A 22,235-nucleotide genomic window follows, 5' to 3' on the forward strand; every position below is an offset into this window, starting at 1 on the left:
TCGACTCAGGTAATCGCGCATCTCGCCACGCCGGTACCGTCGTCGCTCAACCTGCCCGACGGGACGGGAACTGCCGAACGGCACGTTGTTCAGCCGGTCAGGTCGTTCACCAGGGCGCGGATGCGGTGTTCGATGTCGTCCCGGATGGGGCGGACGGCGTCGACGCCCTGGCCGGCCGGATCGTCGAGTTGCCAGTCGAGGTACCGCTTGCCCGGGAAGACGGGACAGGTGTCTCCGCATCCCATCGTGATGACGACGTCGGACGCCTGCACGGCTTCCGCCGTGAGGATCTTCGGGGTCTCGGCGGAGATGTCGATGCCGACTTCGTCCATCGCTGCCACCACGGCCGGATTGACCGTGTCGGCGGGGGCGGAGCCGGCCGAGCGGACCTCCACCTTCTCCCCGGCGAGGTGGGTGAGGAAGGCGGCGGCCATCTGGGAGCGTCCGGCGTTGTGGACACAGACGAACAGCACGGAGGGGCGCGGAGTGGAGTCGCTCATGACGGAGGTTCCTTGGACGGGGTTCAGCGGGCAGGGGAGACAGCGAGTTCGGTGTCGCCTTGCGGCGTGACGGCATCGGTTTCGGCGGGAGCGGCGGGTCCGAAGACCAACTCCACCAGGCCCAGGCCGGCAGCGGCGCCCACCAGTTGTGCCGCGATGAACGGCGTAACGGAGGCCGGGGCGATCCCGGCGAAGGTGTCGGTGAACGTCCGGCCGATGGTCACCGCCGGGTTCGCGAACGAGGTGGAAGAGGTGAACCAGTAGGCGGCCCCGACGAAGGACGCCACAGCCCCCGGAGCCAATCGCCCGCGACCCGTCCGGTTCAGACCGAAGACCAGCAGAACCAGCCCCGCCGTCGCCACTACTTCCCCCAGCCACAGGTGTCCTGCGAAGCGGTCATGCGTGGACCACTGCACCAGGGGTTCGGCGAACATGGCGTCGGCCAGGACCGCACCGGCGACGGCTCCCGTGATCTGCGCCGTCACGTATGCGGTCACGTCCCGCAGACTCAGCCCGCTGCCGCTCCTCCGGTCGGCGAACCAGGCCGCGAGGGTGACAGCCGGGTTGAAGTGCGCACCTGAGACGGGCCCGAGGAGCGCGATCAACACGCCCAGGCCGAAGACCGTGGAAATCGAGTTGGCGAGCAGTTGGACACCCACGTCATGTGAGAGTTCCGTGGCCTGGATCCCGGAGCCGACGACCACGGCCACCAAGGCAGCGGTGCCCACCGCTTCGGCAGCGATGCGACGGCCGAGGGACGCCTTCACACGGATGCCTTTGCCGCCCGCGGCACGGCCAGGAAGCCCGCCAAGCGGTCGAGGGCCGTCGGCAGGATCCAGTAGTAGACCCAGGTACCGCGTCGCTCACAGTCGATGAGCCCCGCCTGCCGGAGCAGCTTCAGATGGTGCGAGATCGTGGGCTGCGACAGCTCGAAGGCAGGGGTCAGCTCACAGACACAGACTTCTCCGCCCTCCCGCGAAGCGATCATCGACATCAGCCGCAGACGCACCGGGTCGCCCAGGGCTTTGAAGATCTTCGCCAGATCGGCCGCCTGCGCTTCGTCCAGGGGTGCCGTGGCCAGCCCCTCGCAGCAGGCGTCATCGCCGTCCTGGCCGAGGATCTTCAGCTCTTGATTCGACATGCCTCTATGTTGACGTCCTTCGATCCAAGGCGCAAGGTTGCATCAATGAACGTCAATACAAGCCGTTCCGGGGCACCGCCATGCCCCGTCACCCAGGAGTGAGTCATGCCCGAGCAGTCCACAGACCTGCGTGAGACCGTCCGCCGGCGTTACGCGGCAGCGGCCGTCAAGGTCGCCGAAGGCAGCACCGCCTGTTGCGGGCCGGAGCCCGTCGAGATCGACGAGAACTTCGGCTCCGCCCTCTACGCGGCCGACGAGCGCGACACACTCCCCGCCGAAGCCCTGGCCGCCTCACTCGGCTGCGGCAACCCCACCGCCGTGGCCGAGCTGCGCGAAGGGGACCGTGTCCTCGATCTCGGTTCGGGAGGCGGCATCGACGTCCTGCTCTCGGCCCGACGCGTCGGGCGGACGGGCAAGGCCTACGGACTCGACATGACCGAGGAAATGCTCTCCCTGGCTCTGGCCAACGCCGCGAAGGCGGGCGCCACGAACGTCGAGTTCCTCAAGGGCACCATCGAGGCCATCCCCCTGCCCGCGAACACCATCGACGTCGTGATCTCCAACTGCGTGATCAACCTGTCCACGGACAAGGCGGCGGTGTTCACGGAGACGTTCCGCGTGCTGAAGCCCGGCGGCCGTCTCGGCGTGTCCGACGTCGTCGCAGACGACTCCCTGACACCCGAGCAGCGAGCCGAGCGCGGCGACCACGTCGGCTGCATCGCCGGCGCCCTTTCCTTCGGTGAGTACCGCGAAGGCCTCACAGCGGCAGGCTTCACCGACGTCGAGATCACCCCGACCCACGGCGTGGCCGACGGCATGCACTCGGCGATCGTGCGCGCCACCAAGCCCACCGCAGCGGCCACGGCCGAAGCGGCCGAGCCCGCGGACGCCTGCTGCGGTGTGAACGCCTGCTGCACCCCGGCCGAGACCTCGGCCGACCCGGCCGTCACGGTCACAGACGCCAAGGCCGCATCAGGCTGTGGTTGCCGGAGCTGAGGCACCACCAGGAGACCCCAGCAAGCCGTCACCCGCCCTCATGGTGCCGGGGTGATGCCGCAAATGGCTGTTGCCGCGGCCATGCGGCGTACCGCTTCGGTGAGCAGTTCGGGTGAGGTGGCCAGGTTCAGGCGAGCGTGTCCCGCACCGCCGGTCCCGAACGAGGGACCTGAATTGAGTGCCACCTTGCCGTGTTCGAGGAAGACGCCCGCGGGGTCGTCGCCCAGGCCCAGGTCCCGGCAATCCAGCCAGGCGAGGTAGGTGCCCTCGCCGAACCGGTAACGGACGCCGGGCAGATGCTCGGCGAGGAGATCGGCGAGATGCCGGCGGTTGGCGTCGAGGCCGCCCAACAGGGCGTCGAGCCAGGGGACACCGTCGCGCAGGGCCGCGGTGTGGGCGATGACGCCAAGGTGGCTGGGGCCTTCCCGCACCCAGGCCGGGATCCGGGCGAGATCGCCGGCCGCGGCAGGACCGGCGAGGGCGACAGCGGCCTTCAGACCGGCCAGGTTCCAGGCCTTGGACGCCGACATCAGCGCCATGCCGTCCTCGGCGCCCTGGACACTCAGATAGGGCACGAACACGGCCCCGGACAGCACGAGAGGGGCATGGATCTCGTCGGAGACGACGCGCACGCCCTGCCGCGCCGCCAGAGCGGCAACGGTGGCCAGCTCGTCGGCGGTGTGCACGGTCCCCGTGGGATTGTGCGGGCTGCACAGCAGGTACACCGGCCGCGATCCGTGCCGAGCGGCCCGCTCGAACGCCGCTTCCAGGACGGCGAAGTCGATGCGCCGGCCATCGCCCAGCGGGGCTTCCACGATGCGGCGGCCCGTGTGCTCCACGAAGTGGTAGAAGGGCGCATACACAGGGGAGTTGATCACCACGGCGTCGGCCGGGGAGGAAATCACGTCCAGGATCTCGACGATGCCGCGCATCACGTCCGGCACCATCGCCGTGCGCTCCACGCTGACGCCGTCCCAGTCCCACCGCTTCCGCGCGAACTCGGCCAGGGCCTCGGCGTAGGCCGTGCCGGCCGGGTACCCGGTGTCGCCGCGGCCGACCGCGTCCGTGATGGCCCGGGCCACCGGGTCCGCCAGCGGTACATCCATCTCGGCCACGAACAGCGGCAGCACGTCGCGGGGGTAGACGTGCCATTTCTCGCTCGTACGCAGCCGCAGCCGGTCGAGGGAGAGCTGACGCAGAGGGTCGACTTTACCGGATATGCCACTTTTGATGCTATTCGTGCCGCTCATGTGGCCATAGTAGGCGCGATACGGCGCAAGGTGTTTGCCTTCTGTCGGTGTATCGCCGCATCGATGCGAGAATTCGACGCATGGACGCTATCGACCGCGAAATTCTTGCGCGGCTGCAGGAGGACGGCAGACAGACGATCACCGAGCTGGCCGAACGAGTACGGGTCAGCGTGTCCCGGTGCCAGCGGCGCCTGCGTGAACTCGAACGCACCGGCGTGATCAGCGGCTACCACGCCGCACTCAATGGCGCCGCCGTCGGTCTGGGCTTCGAGGTCCTGGTCTTCGTCCATCTGCGCCACGGCGACCGCGAACAGCTCGCGGCCTTCGACCAAGGGCTTGCAGCCATCCCCGAAGTGATCCAGGCGGAACGGCTGTTCGGCACTCCCGACTACCTGCTGCGCGTGGTGACCGCCGACCTGGAGGCCTACCAGCAACTCTTCGAGGAGAAGCTGGCCACACTGCCCAACGTCAACCAGCTCTCCTCGACGATCGTCATGAAGCGCGTCATCGCCGGCCGCCCCATGCCCGTCTAACGGCCCCTCGTTCCTCGAACTCCTCCCTGGCAGGGAAAGGGCCAAGAGCCGAGGCTTCTCCAAGAGGCGGCAATGCCGTCCGGGAGGAGGCCGACGGCGCCGACGGACGAGAACGCGACGCACGCGGCGCAGCCAGAGCGACAGGCGCCACCGGAGCGCCCGTCGCCACCAGCGCCCCGGTCACCTCAGTGCGTGTGACCGCTGGAAGCCGGTGTCGGGCTTGCGTTCTTGACCGGCGAGGAAGAGCCGATGAGGTGACGTCCTCGCATGTCGTCACACGTTCTTGAGGGGTGCTGCGGATGCCGACCGTGCCACCGGTGGTAGCGGAACGTGCGTCGGGGGCGTCTGGAACGCCTGGATCACCAGTGCGGCGAAGCGACGTGAAGCCGCGACCCGGGTGGTCGTCGAGGTGGTGTGGATGCCTCTGTTGGCCATGAGCATGAGGATCAGGTCGTCCAGCACGAAGTCGGGGCGCAGCCGGCCGGTGCTCTGAGCACGACGGGCGAGTTCGGCGATCGAGTTCAGCGTGTGCTCGCGGTCCGCAGCGAAGTCCACCGCGTCGGGGAAGGTCACCATGAAGACGTCCGTGAAGCCCCGGTTGTGGGCATGCAGCTCGCAGGTTCTCTCGATCACAAGGCAGAAGCCGCGCCACGGATCCGGATCGGCGAGCCCCTCGTCGACGATGGCGTGACAGGCGCGCATCTGCTCCATGAACGCTTCGGTGACCAGCATCTGCTTGGTCGGAAACCGGCGGTACAGCGTGGCGGGGCCCACTTCGGCGCGCCGGGCGATCGCGCGCATCGTCACGTTCAGCCCCTCTGCGGCGAACAGCGTGCGGGCCGCATCGAGGATGCGTTCACGGTTGCCCTGGGCGTCCGAGCGCAAGGTCTGAGGCAAACGGTCGGTCACCGCTCTCACTTTAGCGAAACGGACGCAGGCGTCCGTTAGCGTCCGGGATCGGCGGGCGGCTCCGTCCCCACCGGCCCCAGAAGCAGGAGACGGCCTTGAAAGCAGTCACGATCAAGACGTTCGGAAGCGCCGAAGGTCTGGCGGTCATCGACCTTCCGGCCCCGGTCCCCACACGTGGGCATGTGCTGATCAACACCGAGGCGATCGGCGTCGGCGGTGTCGACACCCTGGTCCGAAGCGGTGCCTTGGCCGCCTATGGCTTCAAGGAAGGCCACGTCCCCGGCAGCGAAGTGACGGGCACTGTGACAGCGGTCGGTGACGAGGTCGACACGTCATGGATCGGTCGGCGCGTGTGGGCGTTCACCGGCGTCGGCGGCGGTTACACGGAACAGGCAGTCGCCCCGGTCGAGGAGATCCTCCCCCTCCCGGCGGAGTTGTCCGCCGCCGACGCGGTGACGCTCGGGAGTTCCGGAGTGGTTGCCTACTTCGCTCTCTCCCATGCCCACTTCGGCCCTGGCGAGTCGGTGCTGGTACGCGGCGCGGCCGGCAGCATCGGGATCATGGCGGTCCAGCTCGCGGCCGGTGCCGGCGCCGGTGCGGTGGCTGTCACGACATCGTCGGCCGAGCGCGGCGAACGCCTGCGCAAGCTCGGCGCAACACATGTTCTGGACCGTTCCGGCGCAGGGGACGAGGACGCTCCCGCCGGCTACGACGTCATCATCGACATCGTCGCGGGTACGGACATGCCCTCGTTCTTCGAGAAGCTCAACCCGAACGGCCGCATGGTGGCCGTCGGCATGGTCGGCGGACCGCCGCCGGCCGACTTCGGCATGAGCATGATGGCGGCGTTCCGGAAGTCCATGTCGTTCGCGACGTTCAGCGCCGACACCGTGAGCGCACCCGATCGGCGTGCCGTTCGAACCGAACAGTTCGCTGCGGCGGGTCGCGGCGAACTCCGCACGGTGGTGCACGAGTTGTTGCCGTTGGAACAGGCCGTGTCGGCGCACCGCAAGATGGATGCGGGCGAGGTGTTCGGCAGGATCGTGCTCATCCCGTAGCCGGTGGGCCCTGCGGGCGTTCCCGCAGAGCCCGACCGCACTACTTGTTGACCACGGTCAGAGGCAGCAGCTTCTTGCCGGTCGGACCGATCTGGATGTGGGTGTCCATCTGCGGGCGGCCAGCCACATACAACCACCGCGACAAGACACCGCGCCGATCGATGCCCTGCGGCCCGAAGCCGCCCGCCCAGCCCGTTCCACGACCTGATGTCGCGTCAGGCTGCGGGCAATGTCGGCTTCATTGGGTCGAACCGAGCACTTCGTCGGCGCTGCGTGGCTCCGTGCGCGGCTGCTGGTTGAGCTTGTGGCGTTCTATGGAGGAGTGCCGGTAGACCTCCTTGCGAGCCCGCATGATGTTGCCCAGGGGAGCGTGCTCTGCGGTGACCCGCCAGGGTGTGAAGGACAGCGCGTCCATCTTCGCGAGGTTCTCCGGGCCGGAGATGTCCTGCTGGGGCAGCCGCAGTTTGGCCACGGTGACGGATGGCGAGAGTTGTTCGGGCCATTCCACGGTGGTGTCCTCCACCGGCATGCGGGCCAGGTCGGTGCAGAGCTGGACCTGGATGTCGAAGGCGTAGGGCCGCTCCTGCAGTTCGGCTTGCAGGGCCGGCCGGAAGACCTCCTGCGCGGAGGTGGGGTCGATGGTGCGTCGGACCACTGCGGCGGCGAAGGCCGGGTCGGGTGTGATGCGTACCTTGGCGATGTAGTCCCCGTGCCGGACCGCGCCCATCGTCCAGTAACTGGACAGCAGCACGTTCGTCGGAGCGGTCTTCGACAGGCGCAGGAGAGCCAGGAATTCGTCCCACGCCCAGTTGTCCTGGTCCAGGGTTCCCTTTCCGGTCACGAATTCGGTGAAGAATCGATGTGCGCCGGGCCGGCCCTGAGCGAAGTACGCCGGCGCGTTCAGGAACAAGTCCTGGATGAACAGGTAGTGCTCGATCGTGTTGCAGAAGAAGATCGGTCCATTGATGTTCGCGTAGTCAAACGTGCCTGTGTCCGGCTCGTCCTCCAGCAGGGTCGGGCCGGGGATGTCGAACATCTTCAGCGCCAGTCCGATGGCGGCGCCCAGTCGCGCGTCGGCGCCGGCGTGCGGTGAGCCGTTGGAGAAGCGGATGAGGGCGTCGTGGGTTCCCGGAGTCGCGTAGATGCCCTGGGCGTACTCGGGGGGAAGCCCGGCCAGGATCTCCACTTCTCCCCGGACCAGCCCGTAGCCCTTGGCATGGGCGTCGCGGAGGGCCTGTCCGGTGCCACCGGCGCTGACCGACTCGGCGATGTAGCTCTCGGTCTTCTCGATCACCGTTTTCAGGTGCTGGTCGAAGTTCGGGTCATCGTCTTCGACGTCCGGCGTGTAGGGGACGAACTGTGCTGCCATGACTTCGGCCTCTCCTCGAAGATCGTGGCCGGGTCTCAGGAGGCAGGAACCGTCCTCAGCCCTCCAACTCGGCGAGCCAGTGCAGGGCACGCAGACCCGGCACGAAGCAGTACTCGCCGCCGCGGGTGACCACGAAGCTGGGCAGGTCCTGCAGACGGCGCCGGACCGGCTTCTCCGGGATGGTGACGGTGCCGGTTCCGCCGTGATGCCCGGCCACCGGGTCTTTTTCGCCGGGGTAGCCGATGAAGTTGCCGTCGTTGACCCACTCGGCCTTGATGAACTCGAACTGTCGTTCCAGATGGGCTCCGATGAATGCTCCGATCAGGCCGCGGTCGGCGCCGTCGTCCTCCAGCACGCCCTCGGGCAACGGCGGTCCGTAGGTGGTTCCGCGGCGGATGAGGCGGTGCATCCGTGCGTCGCCGATGATGGTGGAGTCGCGAGGGTTGGTGCGCCGGATGTGGGCACCGGCGGGGCACCGGTACCCTCGGTCGTCGTTCTGCCGGTACAGGAAGTTGTTGACGCGGTGCGGGTCGGCCGCAAGCTCCGGGTCGTCGTGCTCCGGTGACAGCGTCAAGGGTGCCCCGCTGGGCCATCGCCCGACCATCTTCGCTGCCAAGCGGGCCTCCTCCTCGGCGCTGGAGGTGTTCGCGCGCAGGTACCGGCGCCAGGCGGCCACGTTGGTGTGGATCTTGCGGACGGCCACGTAGGTCCCGTTGCGGCCCAGGACGTCGGGGACGGGCATGGGCGGCAGGTTCCCGGTTTCGTCGGGGTAGCCGAGGATGAACTCGCCGGCCTTGATGGGCACTTCCTGCGGGTTGGAGCCGGGCAGTCCGACGCCCTCGATGTTCGGATGGCTGATGCCGTCACGGAAACCGAAGGTGGTGCGCCCGGTCGGGAGCTGGCGCACGTCCTGCTGCCAGACCACCTGGACACCGGGTGTGTCCTCGTAGACGGCGCGGGCCCGCTCCAGCTCCTGGCCGAGCTGCCCCGTGTCCGAGGAGAGGGCACTCAGCGCGATGTGGACATCCCCGGTTCCGAACGGTGCCTCCCAGTGGTCCGGTGCGCTCTCGTCGACGTCGCCGATCAGCTCCGCCCGGGCGGCCATGCCCTCACGAAACGCGCGCGGAAAGCTGTCCAGCGACTCCTGCGGCACCCCGAGGGCCCTCAGTCCCTGGTAGGTGAACGCCACCGCGACCCAGGTGTCCTGGTTCCGGTCGGCACCGGGCAGGCCGCCGGAGGTCAGCGGGAGCAGCCGCCGCAACAGAGCACGGCCGGCGTGGCGGTCGTCGACGCGCAGGAAGATGTACTTTCCCGCGTAGGGCACGGGGCGCGGTCGCAGGGCTCCGCTCTGGATGTCGTCGATCTCCACGCTCACGTCGGCCGGGGTGCCGCTGTCCGGGGTGTTCATGATCGCTTGTGCCTCCACATCGGTCTCTGCCCGGGCAGCCCTGCAGCGACTGGTGCGCGCTTGTCGGCGCAGTCCGCCGAATCCGGGTCGGCTCTGCGAGTCGGGTGGGTCCGGGGCCTAGGCCGAGGCTTCCGCCAGCAGCTTCTGGAAGGCGGGCGTTGCCACCAATTCCGCGTTGGCCGGGTTCTCCAGCGCCGTTCGGAACTCGGGGGTGTCCAGCACCTCCTGGAACGCGTCGTCCACGCGCTGGTCCTTGTAGATCTGCTGAACGGTCAATTGGGGGTAGGCGCTGACGAAGACCCCGGCGGGCTCCTGGTGGGCGAGGAACCAGTCCTTGACCCCAGGATCTTTGATGCCGGGGAACCCTTCACTGTGTGAGAAGACCTTGTCGAAGCGTTCTCCGACCACGGTCTTGGCGAAGTCGTCGATGTAGGTGTCCCAGGAGCCGTCGAAGACGCTGGCGAACATGAACCTGGTGTCGTTGTCGAAAATGACATGCCGTGCGTCATGCAGCGTGCCGATCTGACGCAGCGCCGCATGGACGTTCTCGTCATTCGCCGCGTCGCCGAGCCAGGTGAGATCCCTGCGCAATGCATCGGCCTCGCCTGGCTTGATCTTGGTGAAAACGGTGAACTCGTTAGAGACCCCGTCCGTCCTGCCCGGGTGCTCAGGGTGAGCCGGCTGGTTTGCACCTGTCGCAGTCATCGCGAAGCTCTCCTGCCGCGGATCGGTGCGAGGGTCGCCAAGCGTCCCAGCACGAGGCACCATCGCCCTCACACGTCAATCCTTGCTGCCGGTGCACTGTCCCGCATCTCGGCCCCTGGGCATTGTGATCACAGGCGGACACCATGGTCGCTTACGCTCCGTGCAGCGCGGGCGCGGCCATGCCATGCCGGGGCTTCGCGTCCCGAGCGGCTCCCGAGGACAGATATGGCGAGGCGCAGGACGATGGACCTGGGAGACGCCGTATACGTCGCTGTCCCCCTTCTCGGGAAGCTTCTCTGGAAGCCGCCTCCGCAAAGCCGTGCAGACAGCGGCGCAGCCGGTCACGGAGCAATCGTTGCGGCGCCCAGACGGTCGTGGCTCTCCCTTCCGCCGAACCCTGCTCAACTGGATCGCCACCCTGACCCCCGTACGGAGGCAGCCATGGGCAAAGTCCTCGGTGACGTGCTGGGTTTCGCGGCTGCCGTCGCGGTCAGCCCGCTCCCGATCATCGCCATCATCCTGATACTCGCCACGCCCCAGGGACGTCTCAACGGGATCCTTTTCACCGTCGGCTGGATCCTGGGACTCTCGGCCCTGGGCGCGATCATGCTGGGGATCGCTTCCCCCACGGGTGCCTCAGCCCACCATCAGCCGACCACCTGGGTAGGAGCCCTGAAACTTGCTCTGGGCCTGTTCCTGCTCGTCTTCGGCGCCCGGCAATGGCACCGGCGCCCGAGGGATCCCTCGCAAGCCCAGCTGCCGAAGTGGATGGGTGCGATCGACCGCCTCGCGCCGGTCAAGATCTTCGCACTCGGGCTGGCCCTGGCCGCGCTCAACGCCAAGAACGCCCCGCTGACCATCGCAGCGGGCGCCTCTATCGGCTCAGCCGGACTACCGGTCGGGCAGCAGATCGCATCGCTCGCCATCTTTGTTGTGATCGCTACCCTCGGCCTGCTGGCCCCGCTGGCGGTCTTCCTCCTCGGGGGAGAGCGAGCCAGGACCACACTGGGCAACTGGAAAGACTGGGCAGCTCAGCACAACGTCGCCGTAATGGCCGTCCTGTTCTTCGTTCTCGGTTTGAAGCTGTTCGGAGACGGCATCTCCATCCTCGCCTCTTGACGAACCTGAGGCGCTACGTAGTCACGCGCAAGCCTCGGAAGCTCTCAGATCCACTCCACCTCGGAGACGATGTTCGAAGCGCTTCCAGGGCCTGGCAACGGCGTCGGAGAGGACGCCGGAGGCACCGCCGGACGAGGACGCGGAGCACCGGCCACAGCCAGTGCAGCCGCCACCTCGTCGTCACTCACTCCCGCCAGCGCCTCCATCACCCGATCGAGCGTCTCGCTCACGTCAGTGAGTGTGTCCGCTGGTCGGAGCGTCCTTCTTGACCGTCAGAGGCAGCAACTTCTTGCCGGTCGGGCCGATTTGTATGGCCGTATCCATCTGCGGGCACACCCCGCAGTCGAAGCAGGGGGTCCAGCGGCAGTCCTCGACCTCTGTCTCGTCGAGGGCGTCCTGCCAGTCCTCCCAGAGCCAGTCCTTGTCGAGGCCCGAGTCGAGGTGGTCCCAGGGGAGGACCTCCTCGTAGGTGCGCTCGCGGGTGGTGTACCAGTCGACGTCCACGCCGGTGGAGGCGAGGGCCTTGTCGGCGCAGGCCATCCAGCGGTCGTAGGAGAAGTGCTCGCGCCAGCCGTCGAAGCGGCCGCCGTCCTCGTAGACGGCGCGGATGACGGCGCCGATGCGGCGGTCGCCCCTCGACAGCAGGCCTTCCACGATGCCGGGCTTGCCGTCGTGGTAGCGGAAGCCGATCGAGCGGCCGTACTTCTTGTCGCCGCGGATCTTGTCCCGGAGCTTTTCGAGGCGGGCGTCCGTCTCCTCCGCGGAGAGCTGCGGGGCCCACTGGAAGGGGGTGTGGGGCTTGGGGACGAAGCCGCCGATCGACACCGTGCAGCGGATGTCGTTGGAGCGGGAGACCTCGCGGCCCTTGGCGATCACCTTCGTCGCCATGTCGGCGATCTGGAGGACGTCGTCGTCGGTCTCGGTGGGCAGGCCGCACATGAAGTACAGCTTCACCTGGCGCCAGCCGTTGCCGTAGGCCGTCGAGACCGTACGGATGAGGTCGTCCTCGGAGACCATCTTGTTGATGACCTTGCGGATGCGTTCCGAGCCGCCTTCGGGGGCGAAGGTCAGGCCGGAGCGGCGGCCGTTGCGCGTCAGTTCGTTCGCCAGGTCGATGTTGAAGGCGTCGACGCGGGTGGAGGGCAGGGACAGGCCGATCTTGTCCTCGGTGTAGCGGTCGGCCAGGCCCTTGGCGATGTCGCCGATCTCCGAGTGGTCGGCGGAGGACAGGGAGAGCAGGCCGACCTCCTCGAAGCCCGTCGCCTTGAGGCCCTTGTCGACCATCTCGCCGATGCCGGTGATGGAGCGCTCGCGGACCGGGCGGGTGATCATGCCGGCCTGGCAGAAGCGGCAGCCGCGCGTGCAGCCGCGGAAGATCTCGACGGACATGCGCTCGTGGACCGTCTCGGCGAGCGGGACCAGCGGCTGCTTGGGGTAGGGCCACTCGTCGAGGTCCATGACCGTGTGCTTGGAGACGCGCCAGGGGACGCCCGACTTGTTGGGGACCACGCGGGCGATACGGCCGTCGGGGAGGTACTCGACGTCGTAGAACGCCGGGATGTAGACGGAGCCGGTCTTCGCCAGGCGGAAGAGGACCTCCTCGCGGCCGCCGGGGCGGCCCTCCGCCTTCCACTCACGGATGATCTTCGTCATGTCGAGGACGGCCTGTTCGCCGTCGCCGATGATCGCCGCGTCGATGAAGTCCGCGATCGGCTCGGGGTTGAAGGCCGCGTGGCCGCCCGCGAGGACGATCGGGTCGTCGAGGGTGCGGTCCTTGGACTCCAGGGGGATGCCCGCCAGGTCCAGCGCCGTGAGCATGTTCGTGTAGCCGAGCTCCGTGGAGAACGACAGGCCGAACACGTCGAAGGCCTTCACCGGGCGGTGGCTGTCCACCGTGAACTGCGGGACCCGGTGCTCGCGCATCAGCGCCTCCAGGTCCGGCCACACGCTGTACGTGCGCTCGGCGAGGACGCCCTCCTGCTCGTTGAGGACCTCGTAGAGGATCATGACGCCCTGGTTGGGCAGACCGACCTCGTACGCGTCCGGGTACATGAGCGCCCAGCGGACGTCGCTGGTCTCCCACGGCTTGACCGTGGAGTTGAGCTCTCCGCCGACGTACTGGATCGGCTTCTGCACGTGCGGGAGCAGTGCTTCGAGCTGCGGGAACACAGACTCGGCGACCTGAGCTGCGGCTTCGGCAGGCATCTCGCGGACCGGACCTTCGTGAGCTGACAGGGGGGACCATCTAGCCTAACCCGGTCGGCGGCCTCCCCCGTACGCTCCGATCAGAGGGGTGCCCCGGTCCTGACCGCCTGCCACTGCTCCGGCAGTCCGGCCTCGGCCGCCGCCGCCCGCTGCTCCTCGCGGCCGTAGAGCAGCCCGTAGGTGAAGGCGCTCTCGCCCGCCGCGTGTGCCACCGCGGACAGCTCGCGCAGGGTTTCGCGGGCCATCACGCTGTCCTGGTGCTCGCCGAGCAGGGTCTGGAGGGACTTCATGGACTTGAGCAGGGTCTTGGCAGGCTTGCCGAGAGCCGGCTGGGCGGCCTCGGCCGCGTAGCGGGTGCGCTTGGCCTTCTTGCGGGCCTCGTGCAAGCCGAGGTCGCGGTCGTGGCCGGGGGGCTGTGCCATGCCCGTCTCGATCAGGTCGGCGACCTTCGCGAAGTCCCTGTGCACGGCTTTGGCGAGCACCTTCTCCGGGTCGCCGGCCGCCGCCTTCAGCAGGGGCGGGTCGGCGACGAAGGCGTCGAGCGTGTCCAGGAGGGCGATGTAGCGCTCGGAGTCCAGGACGCCCAGCAGCCGGCCCCGGGAGCCGCGCTCGCCCTCATCGGCCCAGCTCCGCATGCGGTCGTGGACGGGGCCGGTGACAAGGGTGTCGGGCAGGTCGGCGAGGGCCGCGAGCAGGCGTTCGGCGAGGACTTCCTGGTCGCGGCCCACGCCCAGCTCGCCGGCCAGCCATTTCAGCTCGTCGGCGATCGGGTCGGTGACCGTCCGGTCGAGGACCTTGCCGAAGGTGCGGAACGTGCTGCGCAGTCGGCGGGTGGCGACGCGCATGTCGTGCACGCCCTCTTCGGTGTCCAGGCGTACGGCCGGGTCGAGCTCGACGATCGCGTCCCGCTGGGCACGGGCGTAGGCCATGACGTGGTCGCCGGCCGTGACCGGTCTGCCGGCTGTCCCCGCCGGTTCGCCGGCTGTCATCGCCGGTTCGCCAGCCGTGATCGCCGGTCTGCCGGCCGTCCCCGCTCTGCCCGCGGCCTTCTTCTTCGGTCGTGGCTTGCCGCCCTTGGTCTCGGACAGGGCCCGGGCCAGCTTGGACGCGGACTTCGAGGGGCGTACGCCCGCCTTGCCCAACCGTTTCTCCACCTTGTCGAGGAAGGCCGGGTCACCGCCCTCGGCCAGTTCCACCTCGATCTCGGTCCACTGTGCCGTGCCCGTGCCGCCGAAGAGCCGCTCGGCGCGGACGCGGTCCACGCTCAGCTCGGCGAGCAGTTTCCCGTCGGCGTCGACGAGGTGCTGGATCTCGCGGGTGGTGCGCAGCCGTATCACCGGGATCAGCCGGCCCTCGCGGACCCTGGAGCGGGCCAGGGCGGCCAGTTCGTCGGGGAGCGTGTCGGAGAGTGGGGCGTGGATCTCGTCGCGGATGCCCGGGGCCACCGGGAGTTTGAGGTGCCAGCCCGCGTCGCTGCCGCCGGTGCGGTGGCGCAGGGTGACTCTTGCCGAGGCCAGGCGCAGGTCGGAGGTGTCGTGGTAGGTCGCGTCGAGTTCGGCGGTGCCCTTGTCCAGGACGTTCGCCACCCCGGCGACGCCGGTCAGGTCGGGCAGCCCACTGTCATCGGATTCGTACTTGCGCTCGATTTCACGCTTCGCATCCGCCATGAACCGAATCTAGTAGTCCGGGCGCCCCAAGGACAGCGGCCGAAGCGGGTAAATCGGAGGAAGAATGAAAATGAGGACGAGGTGAACACACCGGAAACGGCGCGTTCGCCTCGTCCTCGCTCTCGTTCTCGCCCTCGCCCTCGTCGCTGTCCGCCGCGCGGCTACGCCGACATCGGGCGCTGCACCCTGATCGACTGCAGCAGCCCCACGGCGACCCACACCGCGAACATCGACGAGCCGCCGTACGAGACGAAGGGCAGAGGCAGGCCGGTGACCGGCATGATGCCGAGGGTCATGCCGATGTTCTCGAACGCCTGGAAGGCGAACCACGCCACGATGCCGGCCGCGACGATCGTGCCGTACAGCTCGGTCGTCTCGCGGGCGATACGGCAGGCGCGCCACAGGACGACGCCGAGCAGCAGGATGATCAGGCCCGCGCCGACGAAGCCCAGCTCCTCCCCCGCGACCGTGAAGACGAAGTCGGTCTGCTGCTCGGGGACGAACTGGCCGGTGGTCTGCGAGCCGTGGAACAGGCCCGCGCCGGTCAGGCCGCCGGAGCCGATGGCGATCCGGGCCTGGTTGGTGTTGTAGCCGACGCCGGCCGGGTCGAGGCTGGGGTTGGCGAAGGCGGCGAAGCGGTTGATCTGGTACTGGTCCAGGATGTGCAGCTGCCAGATGGCGACACAGCCGAGCACACCGGCGGTGAGCAGGCCGAAGATCCAGCGGTTGGAGGCGCCGGAGGCGAGCAGCACGCCGAGGATGATGGTCACCAGGACCAGGACCGTGCCGAGGTCGGGCATGAGCAGCACGACCAGGATCGGGACCGCGGCCAGGCCCAGGGACTGCAGGACGGTGCGATGGTCCGGGTACGGCTTGTCACCGGCGTCCACCCGGGCCGCCAGTATCATCGCCATCCCCAGGATGATCGTGATCTTCACGAACTCGGCGGGCTGCAGCGAGAAGCCGCCGCCGAAGACGATCCAGTTGCGGCTGCCGTTGATGGTGGCGCCCAGCGGGGTGAGCACCGCGAGGATGCCGAGCACGGAGAGGCCGTAGAGGATCGGCACCGCGTTGCGCAGCTGGCGGTGGCCGACCCAGACCGTGCCGATCATCAGGGCGAGCCCGATGCCGGTGTTCATCAGATGCCGGATCAGGAAGTAGTACTGGTCGCCCTGGTTGATCTCGGTGCGGTTGCGGGTCGCCGAGTAGACGAGGAGCGAGCCGAGCAGGGACAGTGCGAGGGCGGCCAGCATCATCGGCCAGTCCAGGCGGCGGGTCAGCGAGTCGCGGGCGAAGACCCGGGTCCAGCCGGCGCGTGCCGGGCCGTAGCCGGAGACGGAGAAGCTGTTGACGCCGGTCATGTGAGCATCCTCCGGCTTCCCCGCTTGCGCGGCCGCCTGCGGGTGGTGCGGTTGCCCGTCGACGGTGAGGCCGTGGTGGCGGCCGGGGTCTGCCCGTTGTCGGTGCTCTTCTTGTCCTGCTGGGAGGCCTGGAAGTCCTTCGCCGGGTCCTTGGAGACCTTCGGGGAGGCGATGGTGCCGTCCGTGCGGACCTTCGGCAGGCCCTTCTGCGGGGTGTAGAGCAGCGCCTTCGACTTGTCGACGGAACCGTCGGCCTGGACGCCGTAGAGCGCGCTGTAGATGTTGCGGACCGCCTCACCGGAGGCACCGGAACCGGTACCGGCCTGGGCGATGGTCATGATGACCGTGTAGTCCTTGGTGTAGGTGGCGAGCCAGGACGTGGTCTGCTTGCCGTAGACCTCGGCGGTACCGGTCTTGCCGTGCAGGGCGATCTTGTCCTGCGGCCAGCCGCCGAACTTCCAGGCGGCCGTACCGCGGGTGATGACGCCCGCGAAGGCCTCGTCCATGCCCTTGATGGTGGCCTGGCTGACGGGCAGCTTGCGGAGCGCCTTGGGCTTGATCTCCTGGACGGTCTTGCCGTCGGCGCTGATGACCGCCTTGCCGATGGTCGGCTGGTACTCGGTGCCGCCGTTGGCCACGGCGCCGTAGATCATCGCCTCCTGTATCGGCGTGACGAGGGTGTCGCCCTGGCCGATGGAGTAGTTGATCTCGTCGCCCTCGCGCATCTTGTTGCCTTCGAGGCAGTTCTCGTACTCGATCTTCTCGACGTAGGTGCCGTCCTTCTTCCCGGACTTGCACCAGGCGTCCTTGTTGGCCTTCCAGTAGTCGAGCTTCCACTGGCGGTCGGGGACGCGGCCGGTGACCTCGTTGGGCAGGTCGATGCCGGTCTCCTTGCCGAGGCCGAACTGGTGGGCGGTCTTGAAGAACCAGTCCTTGGGCTGGCCCTTCTTGGGGTTGATACCGCCGTCCTTCTTCCACTGGCTGTCGGCGAGGCCGTAGAAGACGGTGTCGCAGGAGACCTCCAGCGCGCGGCCGAGGGAGATCGGGCCGAAGTTCTCGCCCTCGAAGTTCTTGAAGACCTGGCCGCCGACCGAGTAGGAGCTGGTGCAGGGGTAGCCGCCGTCCCAGGCGTAGCCGGCCTGGACCGCGGCGGCCGTGGAGACCACCTTGAACGTCGAACCGGGGGCCGCCTGACCCTGTATGGCCCTGTTGAGCAGCGGGTAGTCGGAGTTCTTGCCGGTGAGGGCCTTGTAGTCCTTGGCGGAGATGCCGCCGACCCAGACGTTCGGGTCGTAGTTCGGCGCGGAGGCCATGGCGACGATCCGGCCGGTCTTGGCCTCCATCACGACGACGGCGCCGGAGTCGGCCTTGTAGTTCTCCTGGGTGATCTTGTCGTACTGCTGGCGGGCGACCTTCATCGCGTTCTCCAGCTCGTACTCGGCGACGCGCTGGACGCGGGAGTCGATGCTGGTGACGAGGTTCGAACCGGGCTCGGCGGCGTCGGACTTGGCCTTTCCGATGACGCGGCCGAGGTTGTCGACCTCGTAGCGGGTGACGCCGGCCTTGCCGCGCAGCTCCTTGTCGTACTCGCGCTCCAGGCCGGAGCGGCCGACCATGTCGGAGCGCAGGTAGGGCGAGTTGGTGTCCTTGGCCTGCTCGATCTCGCCGTCGGTGACCGGCGAGAGGTAGCCGAGGACCTGCGCGGTGTTGGACTTGCCGGGGGCCGGGTAGCGGCGCACGGCCTCGGGCTCGGCGGTGATGCCGGGGAAGTCCTCGGAGCGCTCGCGGATCTGCAGGGCCTGCTTGGCGGTGGCCTTGTCGGTGATCGGGATCGGCTGGTACGGCGAGCCGTTCCAGCAGGGCTGCGGGGTCTTGGCGTCGCAGAGGCGGACCTTCTGCATGACGTCCTCGGGCTTCATCCCGAGGACGCCGGCGAGCTTGGTCAGGACCGCCTTGCCGTCGTCCTTCTGCTTGAGCAGGTCGGTGCGGGAGGCGGAGACGACGAGCCGGGTCTCGTTGTCCGCGATCGGGACTCCGCGGGCGTCCAGTATCGAGCCGCGCACGGCGGGTTCGACGACCTGCTGGACGTGGTTGCCGGAGGCTTCCTTCTGGTACTCGGCGCCCTCGCGGATCTGCAGGTACCACAGCCGGCCGCCGAGGGTGCCGAGCAGGGAGAGGACCAGGATCTGGATGACGACGAGACGGATCTGGACGCGTGGGGTCCGACCGGTCTCGGGAATGTTGGTCACTGGGCTGCCTCCCCCTTTCCCTGCACAAATGCGCGTGCGCGTACGAATGATGAACGATCTACCTGTGAGGCCGCGTTCCGCCCCGGTGTCCCCGTTCGGGTGAACTCCGCCGCGTTCACAGGCGCTTGACCCCCTTGATGCGGCCGACGCGGACGTTGCGGGTGCGGGCCCTGGCCTTCAGGCCGCCGAGGCCGCCGCGCTGGCCGCCGATGCGCATTCCGGTGCCGGAGGAGATCCAGCCCGAGGAGATGTCACCCGCCTTGGTGCCGGAGTTGGCCTCGGTCAGCGGGTCGTTGTCGGCGCGGCGGGCCAGGGCGATGATGCCGGGGACCACGAACGGGGCGAGCAGCAGGTCGTACAGGGCGGCCGTGATCAGCAGGCTCGTCATGCCGACGTGCCGGGCGGCGGTGTCGCCGACGAGGGCGCCGACGCCCGCGTAGAGCAGGGTGGAGCCGATGGCGGCGGCGACCACGACGATCATCGGGCCGGTCGCGGACTTGAGGCGGCCGTTCTCCGGCTTGATGAGCCCGGCGAAGTAGCCGACGACGCACAGCACCAGGGCGTAGCGGCCGGCCGCGTGGTCGGCGGGCGGGGCGAGGTCGGCGAGCAGTCCGGCGCCGAAGCCGACGAGGGCGCCGCCCACATGGCCGTAGACCATGGCGAGGCCGAGGACGGTGAGCAGCAGCAGGTCGGGGACGGCGCCCGGGAGGTGGAGGCGGGCGAGGACGCTCACCTGGATCACCAGGGCGACGACGACCAGGGCGGAGGAGAGCAGGATCCGGTTGACACGCATGGGGGATTCAGCTCCTACCGCTGCGGGCTGCTGGTGTCGGACGCGCCGGCGCTGGCGCCGGCGTCCGCGGACGGGGTGACCGTGACGGTCACCGTGGGGATCGGGGTGGGTTTCGGCTTGGCCGGGAGCACCTCGTCGCGCGGGTCCTTCTTCGGTGCCTCGATGACCACGCCGACGATGTCGAGCTTGGTGAAGGACACGAACGGCGTGACGTACAGGGTGCGGGTGAGGCCGCCGTTGGAGGGGTCGATGCCGGTGACCGTGCCGACCGGGACGCCGGGCACGAAGGGCCGGTCGCCCTGGGAGCCGAAGGTGACGAGCCGGTCGCCCTTCTTCACCTCGGCCTGGCCGTTGAGGAGTTCGACGCGCAGCGGGCGGTCGCCCTGCCCGGAGGCGAAGCCGAGTTCGTCGCTGCCCTCCATGCGGGTGCCGACGGTGAAGTCGGGGTCGTTGGCGAGCAGCACGGTGGAGGCGTCGGGGCCGACGGTGGTGACGCGGCCGACGAGGCCGTTGCCGTTCAGGACGGTCATGTCGCGCTTGATGCCGTCGTTGGCGCCGACGTCGATGGTGACGGTCCAGGAGAAGCCCTGGGCCGCTCCTATCCCGATGACCTGGGCGCCCTTGATGCCGTACTGGCCCTCGGCGGCGATGTTCAGCATCTTGTCGAGCTGCGCAAGGCGGCTGCGGTTGCGGTCGCTGCTGCCGAGCTTCGCCTTCAGCGCCGCGTTCTGGGTCTCCAGCCGGGCCAGCCGGTCGTGTCGTGCGCCGGAGTCGCGGACGGCGGAGACGGCGTTGCCGACCGGGTCCACCACCGTCGACATGCCGTTCTCGATCGGGCCGAAGACCGCTGCCGCGGCCTGCCGGGCGCCGTCGACCGGGGAGTTCCTGCCACCTCGGATGTCCACCGTGATCAGCGCGAACGCGATGGCGATCAGCAGCACCAGGAGCAGCCGGCTCTCTTTCGTGTCCCTCACGTGCGGCGGCCGTGCCTTCCTCAAATAGGAACCTGCGGGGCTTGGTTGCGGAAGCTTGTGAAGCATGTGGGGGGTTGCGGAGGCTTGTGGGGTGGAGCTCGCCTTGGGCGAGTTTATGCCTCCATATCAACGATCCGCCGCACGAGAGGGGATGATCTCGTACGGCGGAATCGAAGAGTTACGTCATCTGCGCGGCTGGGCGTCCAGGACCTGCTGGAGCGCCTCGAACTCCTCGACGCACTTGCCGGAGCCGAGCGCCACGCTGTCCAGCGGGTCCTCGGCGATGTGGATGGGCATGCCGGTCTCCCGGCGCAGCCGCTCGTCCAGACCGCGCAGCAGTGCTCCGCCGCCGGTCAGAACGATTCCCCTGTCCATGATGTCGCCGGACAGCTCCGGCGGGCACTTGTCGAGGGTGGTCTTCACGGCGTCGACGATCGCGTTGACGGGTTCCTCGATCGCCTTGCGGACCTCGGCGGCCGAGATGACGACGGTCTTCGGCAGGCCGGAGACCAGGTCCCGGCCGCGGATCTCGGTGTGCTGGTCGTCGTCGAGGTCGTACGCCGAACCGATCGTGATCTTGATCTGTTCGGCGGTCCGCTCACCGAGGAGGAGGCTGTACTCCTTCTTGATGTGCTGGATGATCGCGTTGTCGAGCTCGTCGCCCGCGACCCGGATGGACTGGGCGGTGACGATGCCGCCGAGCGAGATGACCGCGACCTCGGTGGTGCCGCCGCCGATGTCCACCACCATGTTGCCGGTGGCCTCGTGGACCGGCAGGCCGGAGCCGATGGCGGCGGCCATGGGCTCCTCGATGATGTGCACCTGACGGGCACCGGCCTGCGACGACGCCTCGATGACGGCGCGGCGCTCGACGCCGGTGATGCCGGAGGGCACGCAGACGACCACACGCGGGCGGGCGAGATAGCGCCGCTTGTGGATCTTCAGGATGAAGTAACGGAGCATCCGCTCGGTGATCTCGAAGTCGGCGATCACGCCGTCCTTCAACGGGCGGACGGCGACGATGTTGCCGGGCGTGCGCCCGATCATCTTCTTCGCCTCCGCGCCGACCGCGAGAATTCCACCGGTGTTCGTGTTGATCGCGACGACGGACGGCTCGTTGAGTACGATCCCGCGACCCCTGACGTACACCAGCGTGTTGGCGGTCCCGAGGTCGACAGCCATGTCACGGCCGATGAACGACATTGAGTTCCCCATCAGGATTCGTCTGGCCTTCCCGGGAGCTTTTGAGGGCATTTCAGGTCGGCGAAGTGGGTGCTGTGACGTGAAGGCTTACATCGTAGACGCGCCTGCACGAACACTGCGCGAGGGTCTTCGCCATTGTCAGCACGTACGGAGCCGCCCCGCTTCTGGAGACGGTCCGACGGGGCCACTCGTTCCCCCGATCGGCACGCATATGCCGAGGGACGGCCGAAATCGTTCGGCCGTCCCAGGGTGCGCAGATCAACGGGCTGACGCCTCGTCAAAAACTTCCACGAAAACTCCGTACGGGGGCGCGTTCGCCCCCGGCGGGGTTATGCGCGGCCCGGGAAGAAGATCTTGACCTCGCGCTCGGCGGACTCCTCGGAGTCGGACGCGTGGATCAGGTTCTCGCGGACGATCACGCCGAAGTCGCCGCGGATGGAGCCGGGCGCGGCGGCGATCGGGTCGGTCGGGCCGGCGAGCGCGCGGACGCCCTCGATGACCCGCTCGCCCTCGACGATCAGGGCGACGACCGGGCCGGAGGCCATGAACTCGACCAGCGGCTCGTAGAACGGCTTGCCGACGTGCTCGCCGTAGTGCTGCTCCAGCGTCGCCCGCTCCAGGGTGCGCAGTTCCAGCGCGGTGATCTGCCAGCCGGCCTTGCGCTCGATACGGCTGATGATCTCGCCGGTCAGGCCACGACGGACGGCGTCGGGCTTGAGCAGGACGAGGGTGCGCTGGCTCACTAGGGGGCTCCTTCGCGGTACTGGCAGGTGCGGTGAGGAGAGGCTACAGGGC

21 protein-coding genes are annotated in these 22,235 nt (G+C 68.5%); 4 read left to right on the top strand and 17 right to left on the bottom strand.

Annotation, left to right across the window (positions count from 1 at the left end; genetic code table 11):
• Positions 1 to 89: 89 nt before the first annotated feature.
• Genes ACIRR9_RS32485 through ACIRR9_RS32495 form a run of 3 tightly spaced genes read right to left on the bottom strand, consistent with a single transcriptional unit; the run spans position 90 to position 1,641 of the window.
• Complete coding sequence (locus tag ACIRR9_RS32485) at positions 90 to 500, bottom strand: arsenate reductase ArsC (RefSeq protein ID WP_403759149.1); 411 nt, start codon at positions 498 to 500, stop codon at positions 90 to 92.
• Between the two features lie 23 nt (positions 501 to 523).
• Positions 524 to 1,273, bottom strand: coding sequence for an aquaporin (locus ACIRR9_RS32490; protein ID WP_403759354.1), 750 nt, complete (start codon positions 1,271 to 1,273; stop codon positions 524 to 526).
• Entirely contained in the window at positions 1,264 to 1,641 is a 378-nt protein-coding gene (locus ACIRR9_RS32495; protein ID WP_403759151.1) for an ArsR/SmtB family transcription factor, read from the bottom strand. Before ACIRR9_RS32495 ends, ACIRR9_RS32490 begins: the two co-directional genes overlap by 10 nt.
• A 105-nt stretch (positions 1,642 to 1,746) precedes the next feature.
• Here ACIRR9_RS32495 and arsM point away from each other — a divergent pair, with 105 nt between their 5' ends.
• On the top strand, positions 1,747 to 2,637 hold the full coding sequence (gene arsM, locus ACIRR9_RS32500; RefSeq protein ID WP_403759154.1) for an arsenite methyltransferase: 891 nt from the start codon (positions 1,747 to 1,749) through the stop codon (positions 2,635 to 2,637).
• Between the two features lie 38 nt (positions 2,638 to 2,675).
• Here arsM and ACIRR9_RS32505 read toward each other — a convergent pair whose 3' ends face one another.
• On the bottom strand, positions 2,676 to 3,887 hold the full coding sequence (locus ACIRR9_RS32505) for a MalY/PatB family protein (protein WP_403759157.1): 1,212 nt from the start codon (positions 3,885 to 3,887) through the stop codon (positions 2,676 to 2,678).
• Positions 3,888 to 3,967: 80 nt separating this feature from the next.
• Between ACIRR9_RS32505 and ACIRR9_RS32510 the strand changes: the two genes are divergently transcribed.
• The gene (locus tag ACIRR9_RS32510) at positions 3,968 to 4,420 is read left to right on the top strand and encodes an Lrp/AsnC family transcriptional regulator (protein WP_403759160.1); all 453 of its coding nucleotides are present in this window, start codon (positions 3,968 to 3,970) and stop codon (positions 4,418 to 4,420) included.
• Between the two features lie 273 nt (positions 4,421 to 4,693).
• Here ACIRR9_RS32510 and ACIRR9_RS32515 read toward each other — a convergent pair whose 3' ends face one another.
• Positions 4,694 to 5,329, bottom strand: coding sequence for a TetR/AcrR family transcriptional regulator (locus tag ACIRR9_RS32515; RefSeq protein WP_403759357.1), 636 nt, complete (start codon positions 5,327 to 5,329; stop codon positions 4,694 to 4,696).
• Between the two features lie 95 nt (positions 5,330 to 5,424).
• On the opposite strand from ACIRR9_RS32515, the gene ACIRR9_RS32520 reads away from it, so the two are divergent.
• Positions 5,425 to 6,387 (top strand): zinc-binding dehydrogenase, encoded by a 963-nt coding sequence (locus ACIRR9_RS32520; protein WP_403759163.1) that lies wholly within the window; start codon positions 5,425 to 5,427, stop codon positions 6,385 to 6,387.
• 238 nt (positions 6,388 to 6,625) lie between these two features.
• On the opposite strand, the gene ACIRR9_RS32525 is transcribed toward ACIRR9_RS32520, so the two are convergent.
• The 3 genes from ACIRR9_RS32525 to ACIRR9_RS32535 all read right to left on the bottom strand — a co-directional run bounded on the left by ACIRR9_RS32525 (position 6,626) and on the right by ACIRR9_RS32535 (position 9,932).
• Positions 6,626 to 7,756, bottom strand: a complete 1,131-nt coding sequence (locus ACIRR9_RS32525; RefSeq protein WP_403759166.1) for a catalase family protein — start codon at positions 7,754 to 7,756, stop codon at positions 6,626 to 6,628.
• Between the two features lie 55 nt (positions 7,757 to 7,811).
• The gene (locus ACIRR9_RS32530) at positions 7,812 to 9,164 is read right to left on the bottom strand and encodes a Dyp-type peroxidase (protein WP_403759169.1); all 1,353 of its coding nucleotides are present in this window, start codon (positions 9,162 to 9,164) and stop codon (positions 7,812 to 7,814) included.
• A 117-nt stretch (positions 9,165 to 9,281) separates the two neighbouring features.
• The gene (locus ACIRR9_RS32535) at positions 9,282 to 9,932 is read right to left on the bottom strand and encodes a hypothetical protein (RefSeq protein ID WP_403759360.1); all 651 of its coding nucleotides are present in this window, start codon (positions 9,930 to 9,932) and stop codon (positions 9,282 to 9,284) included.
• A 378-nt stretch (positions 9,933 to 10,310) separates the two neighbouring features.
• Between ACIRR9_RS32535 and ACIRR9_RS32540 the strand changes: the two genes are divergently transcribed.
• Positions 10,311 to 10,988, top strand: coding sequence for a GAP family protein (locus ACIRR9_RS32540; RefSeq protein WP_403759172.1), 678 nt, complete (start codon positions 10,311 to 10,313; stop codon positions 10,986 to 10,988).
• 44 nt (positions 10,989 to 11,032) lie between these two features.
• Here ACIRR9_RS32540 and ACIRR9_RS32545 read toward each other — a convergent pair whose 3' ends face one another.
• The 9 genes from ACIRR9_RS32545 to ndk form a co-directional block, all read right to left on the bottom strand.
• A complete protein-coding gene (locus tag ACIRR9_RS32545) occupies positions 11,033 to 11,218 on the bottom strand; it encodes a hypothetical protein (RefSeq protein WP_403759175.1) in 186 nt (61 codons plus the stop codon).
• A 1-nt stretch (position 11,219) separates the two neighbouring features.
• Positions 11,220 to 13,193, bottom strand: coding sequence for a TIGR03960 family B12-binding radical SAM protein (locus ACIRR9_RS32550; RefSeq protein WP_403759178.1), 1,974 nt, complete (start codon positions 13,191 to 13,193; stop codon positions 11,220 to 11,222).
• A gap of 80 nt (positions 13,194 to 13,273) precedes the next feature.
• Positions 13,274 to 14,860, bottom strand: a complete 1,587-nt coding sequence (locus ACIRR9_RS32555; protein WP_403759181.1) for a CHAD domain-containing protein — start codon at positions 14,858 to 14,860, stop codon at positions 13,274 to 13,276.
• A 161-nt stretch (positions 14,861 to 15,021) separates the two neighbouring features.
• On the bottom strand, positions 15,022 to 16,221 hold the full coding sequence (gene rodA, locus ACIRR9_RS32560; RefSeq protein ID WP_403759184.1) for a rod shape-determining protein RodA: 1,200 nt from the start codon (positions 16,219 to 16,221) through the stop codon (positions 15,022 to 15,024).
• The gene (gene mrdA, locus ACIRR9_RS32565; RefSeq protein WP_403759187.1) at positions 16,218 to 18,470 is read right to left on the bottom strand and encodes a penicillin-binding protein 2; all 2,253 of its coding nucleotides are present in this window, start codon (positions 18,468 to 18,470) and stop codon (positions 16,218 to 16,220) included. The genes rodA and mrdA overlap by 4 nt, the downstream gene beginning before the upstream one ends.
• 115 nt (positions 18,471 to 18,585) lie before the next feature.
• Positions 18,586 to 19,263, bottom strand: coding sequence for a rod shape-determining protein MreD (gene mreD, locus ACIRR9_RS32570; protein WP_403759190.1), 678 nt, complete (start codon positions 19,261 to 19,263; stop codon positions 18,586 to 18,588).
• A gap of 14 nt (positions 19,264 to 19,277) precedes the next feature.
• A complete protein-coding gene (gene mreC / locus ACIRR9_RS32575; RefSeq protein WP_403759192.1) occupies positions 19,278 to 20,237 on the bottom strand; it encodes a rod shape-determining protein MreC in 960 nt (319 codons plus the stop codon).
• A 183-nt stretch (positions 20,238 to 20,420) separates the two neighbouring features.
• Complete coding sequence (locus ACIRR9_RS32580) at positions 20,421 to 21,440, bottom strand: rod shape-determining protein (protein WP_099928866.1); 1,020 nt, start codon at positions 21,438 to 21,440, stop codon at positions 20,421 to 20,423.
• A gap of 329 nt (positions 21,441 to 21,769) precedes the next feature.
• Complete coding sequence (gene ndk / locus ACIRR9_RS32585) at positions 21,770 to 22,183, bottom strand: nucleoside-diphosphate kinase (RefSeq protein WP_123976989.1); 414 nt, start codon at positions 22,181 to 22,183, stop codon at positions 21,770 to 21,772.
• Positions 22,184 to 22,235 lie beyond the last annotated feature (52 nt).

The organism is Streptomyces sp. NPDC101234 (assembly GCF_044767525.1).
GTDB lineage: Bacteria > Actinomycetota > Actinomycetes > Streptomycetales > Streptomycetaceae > Streptomyces > Streptomyces sasae.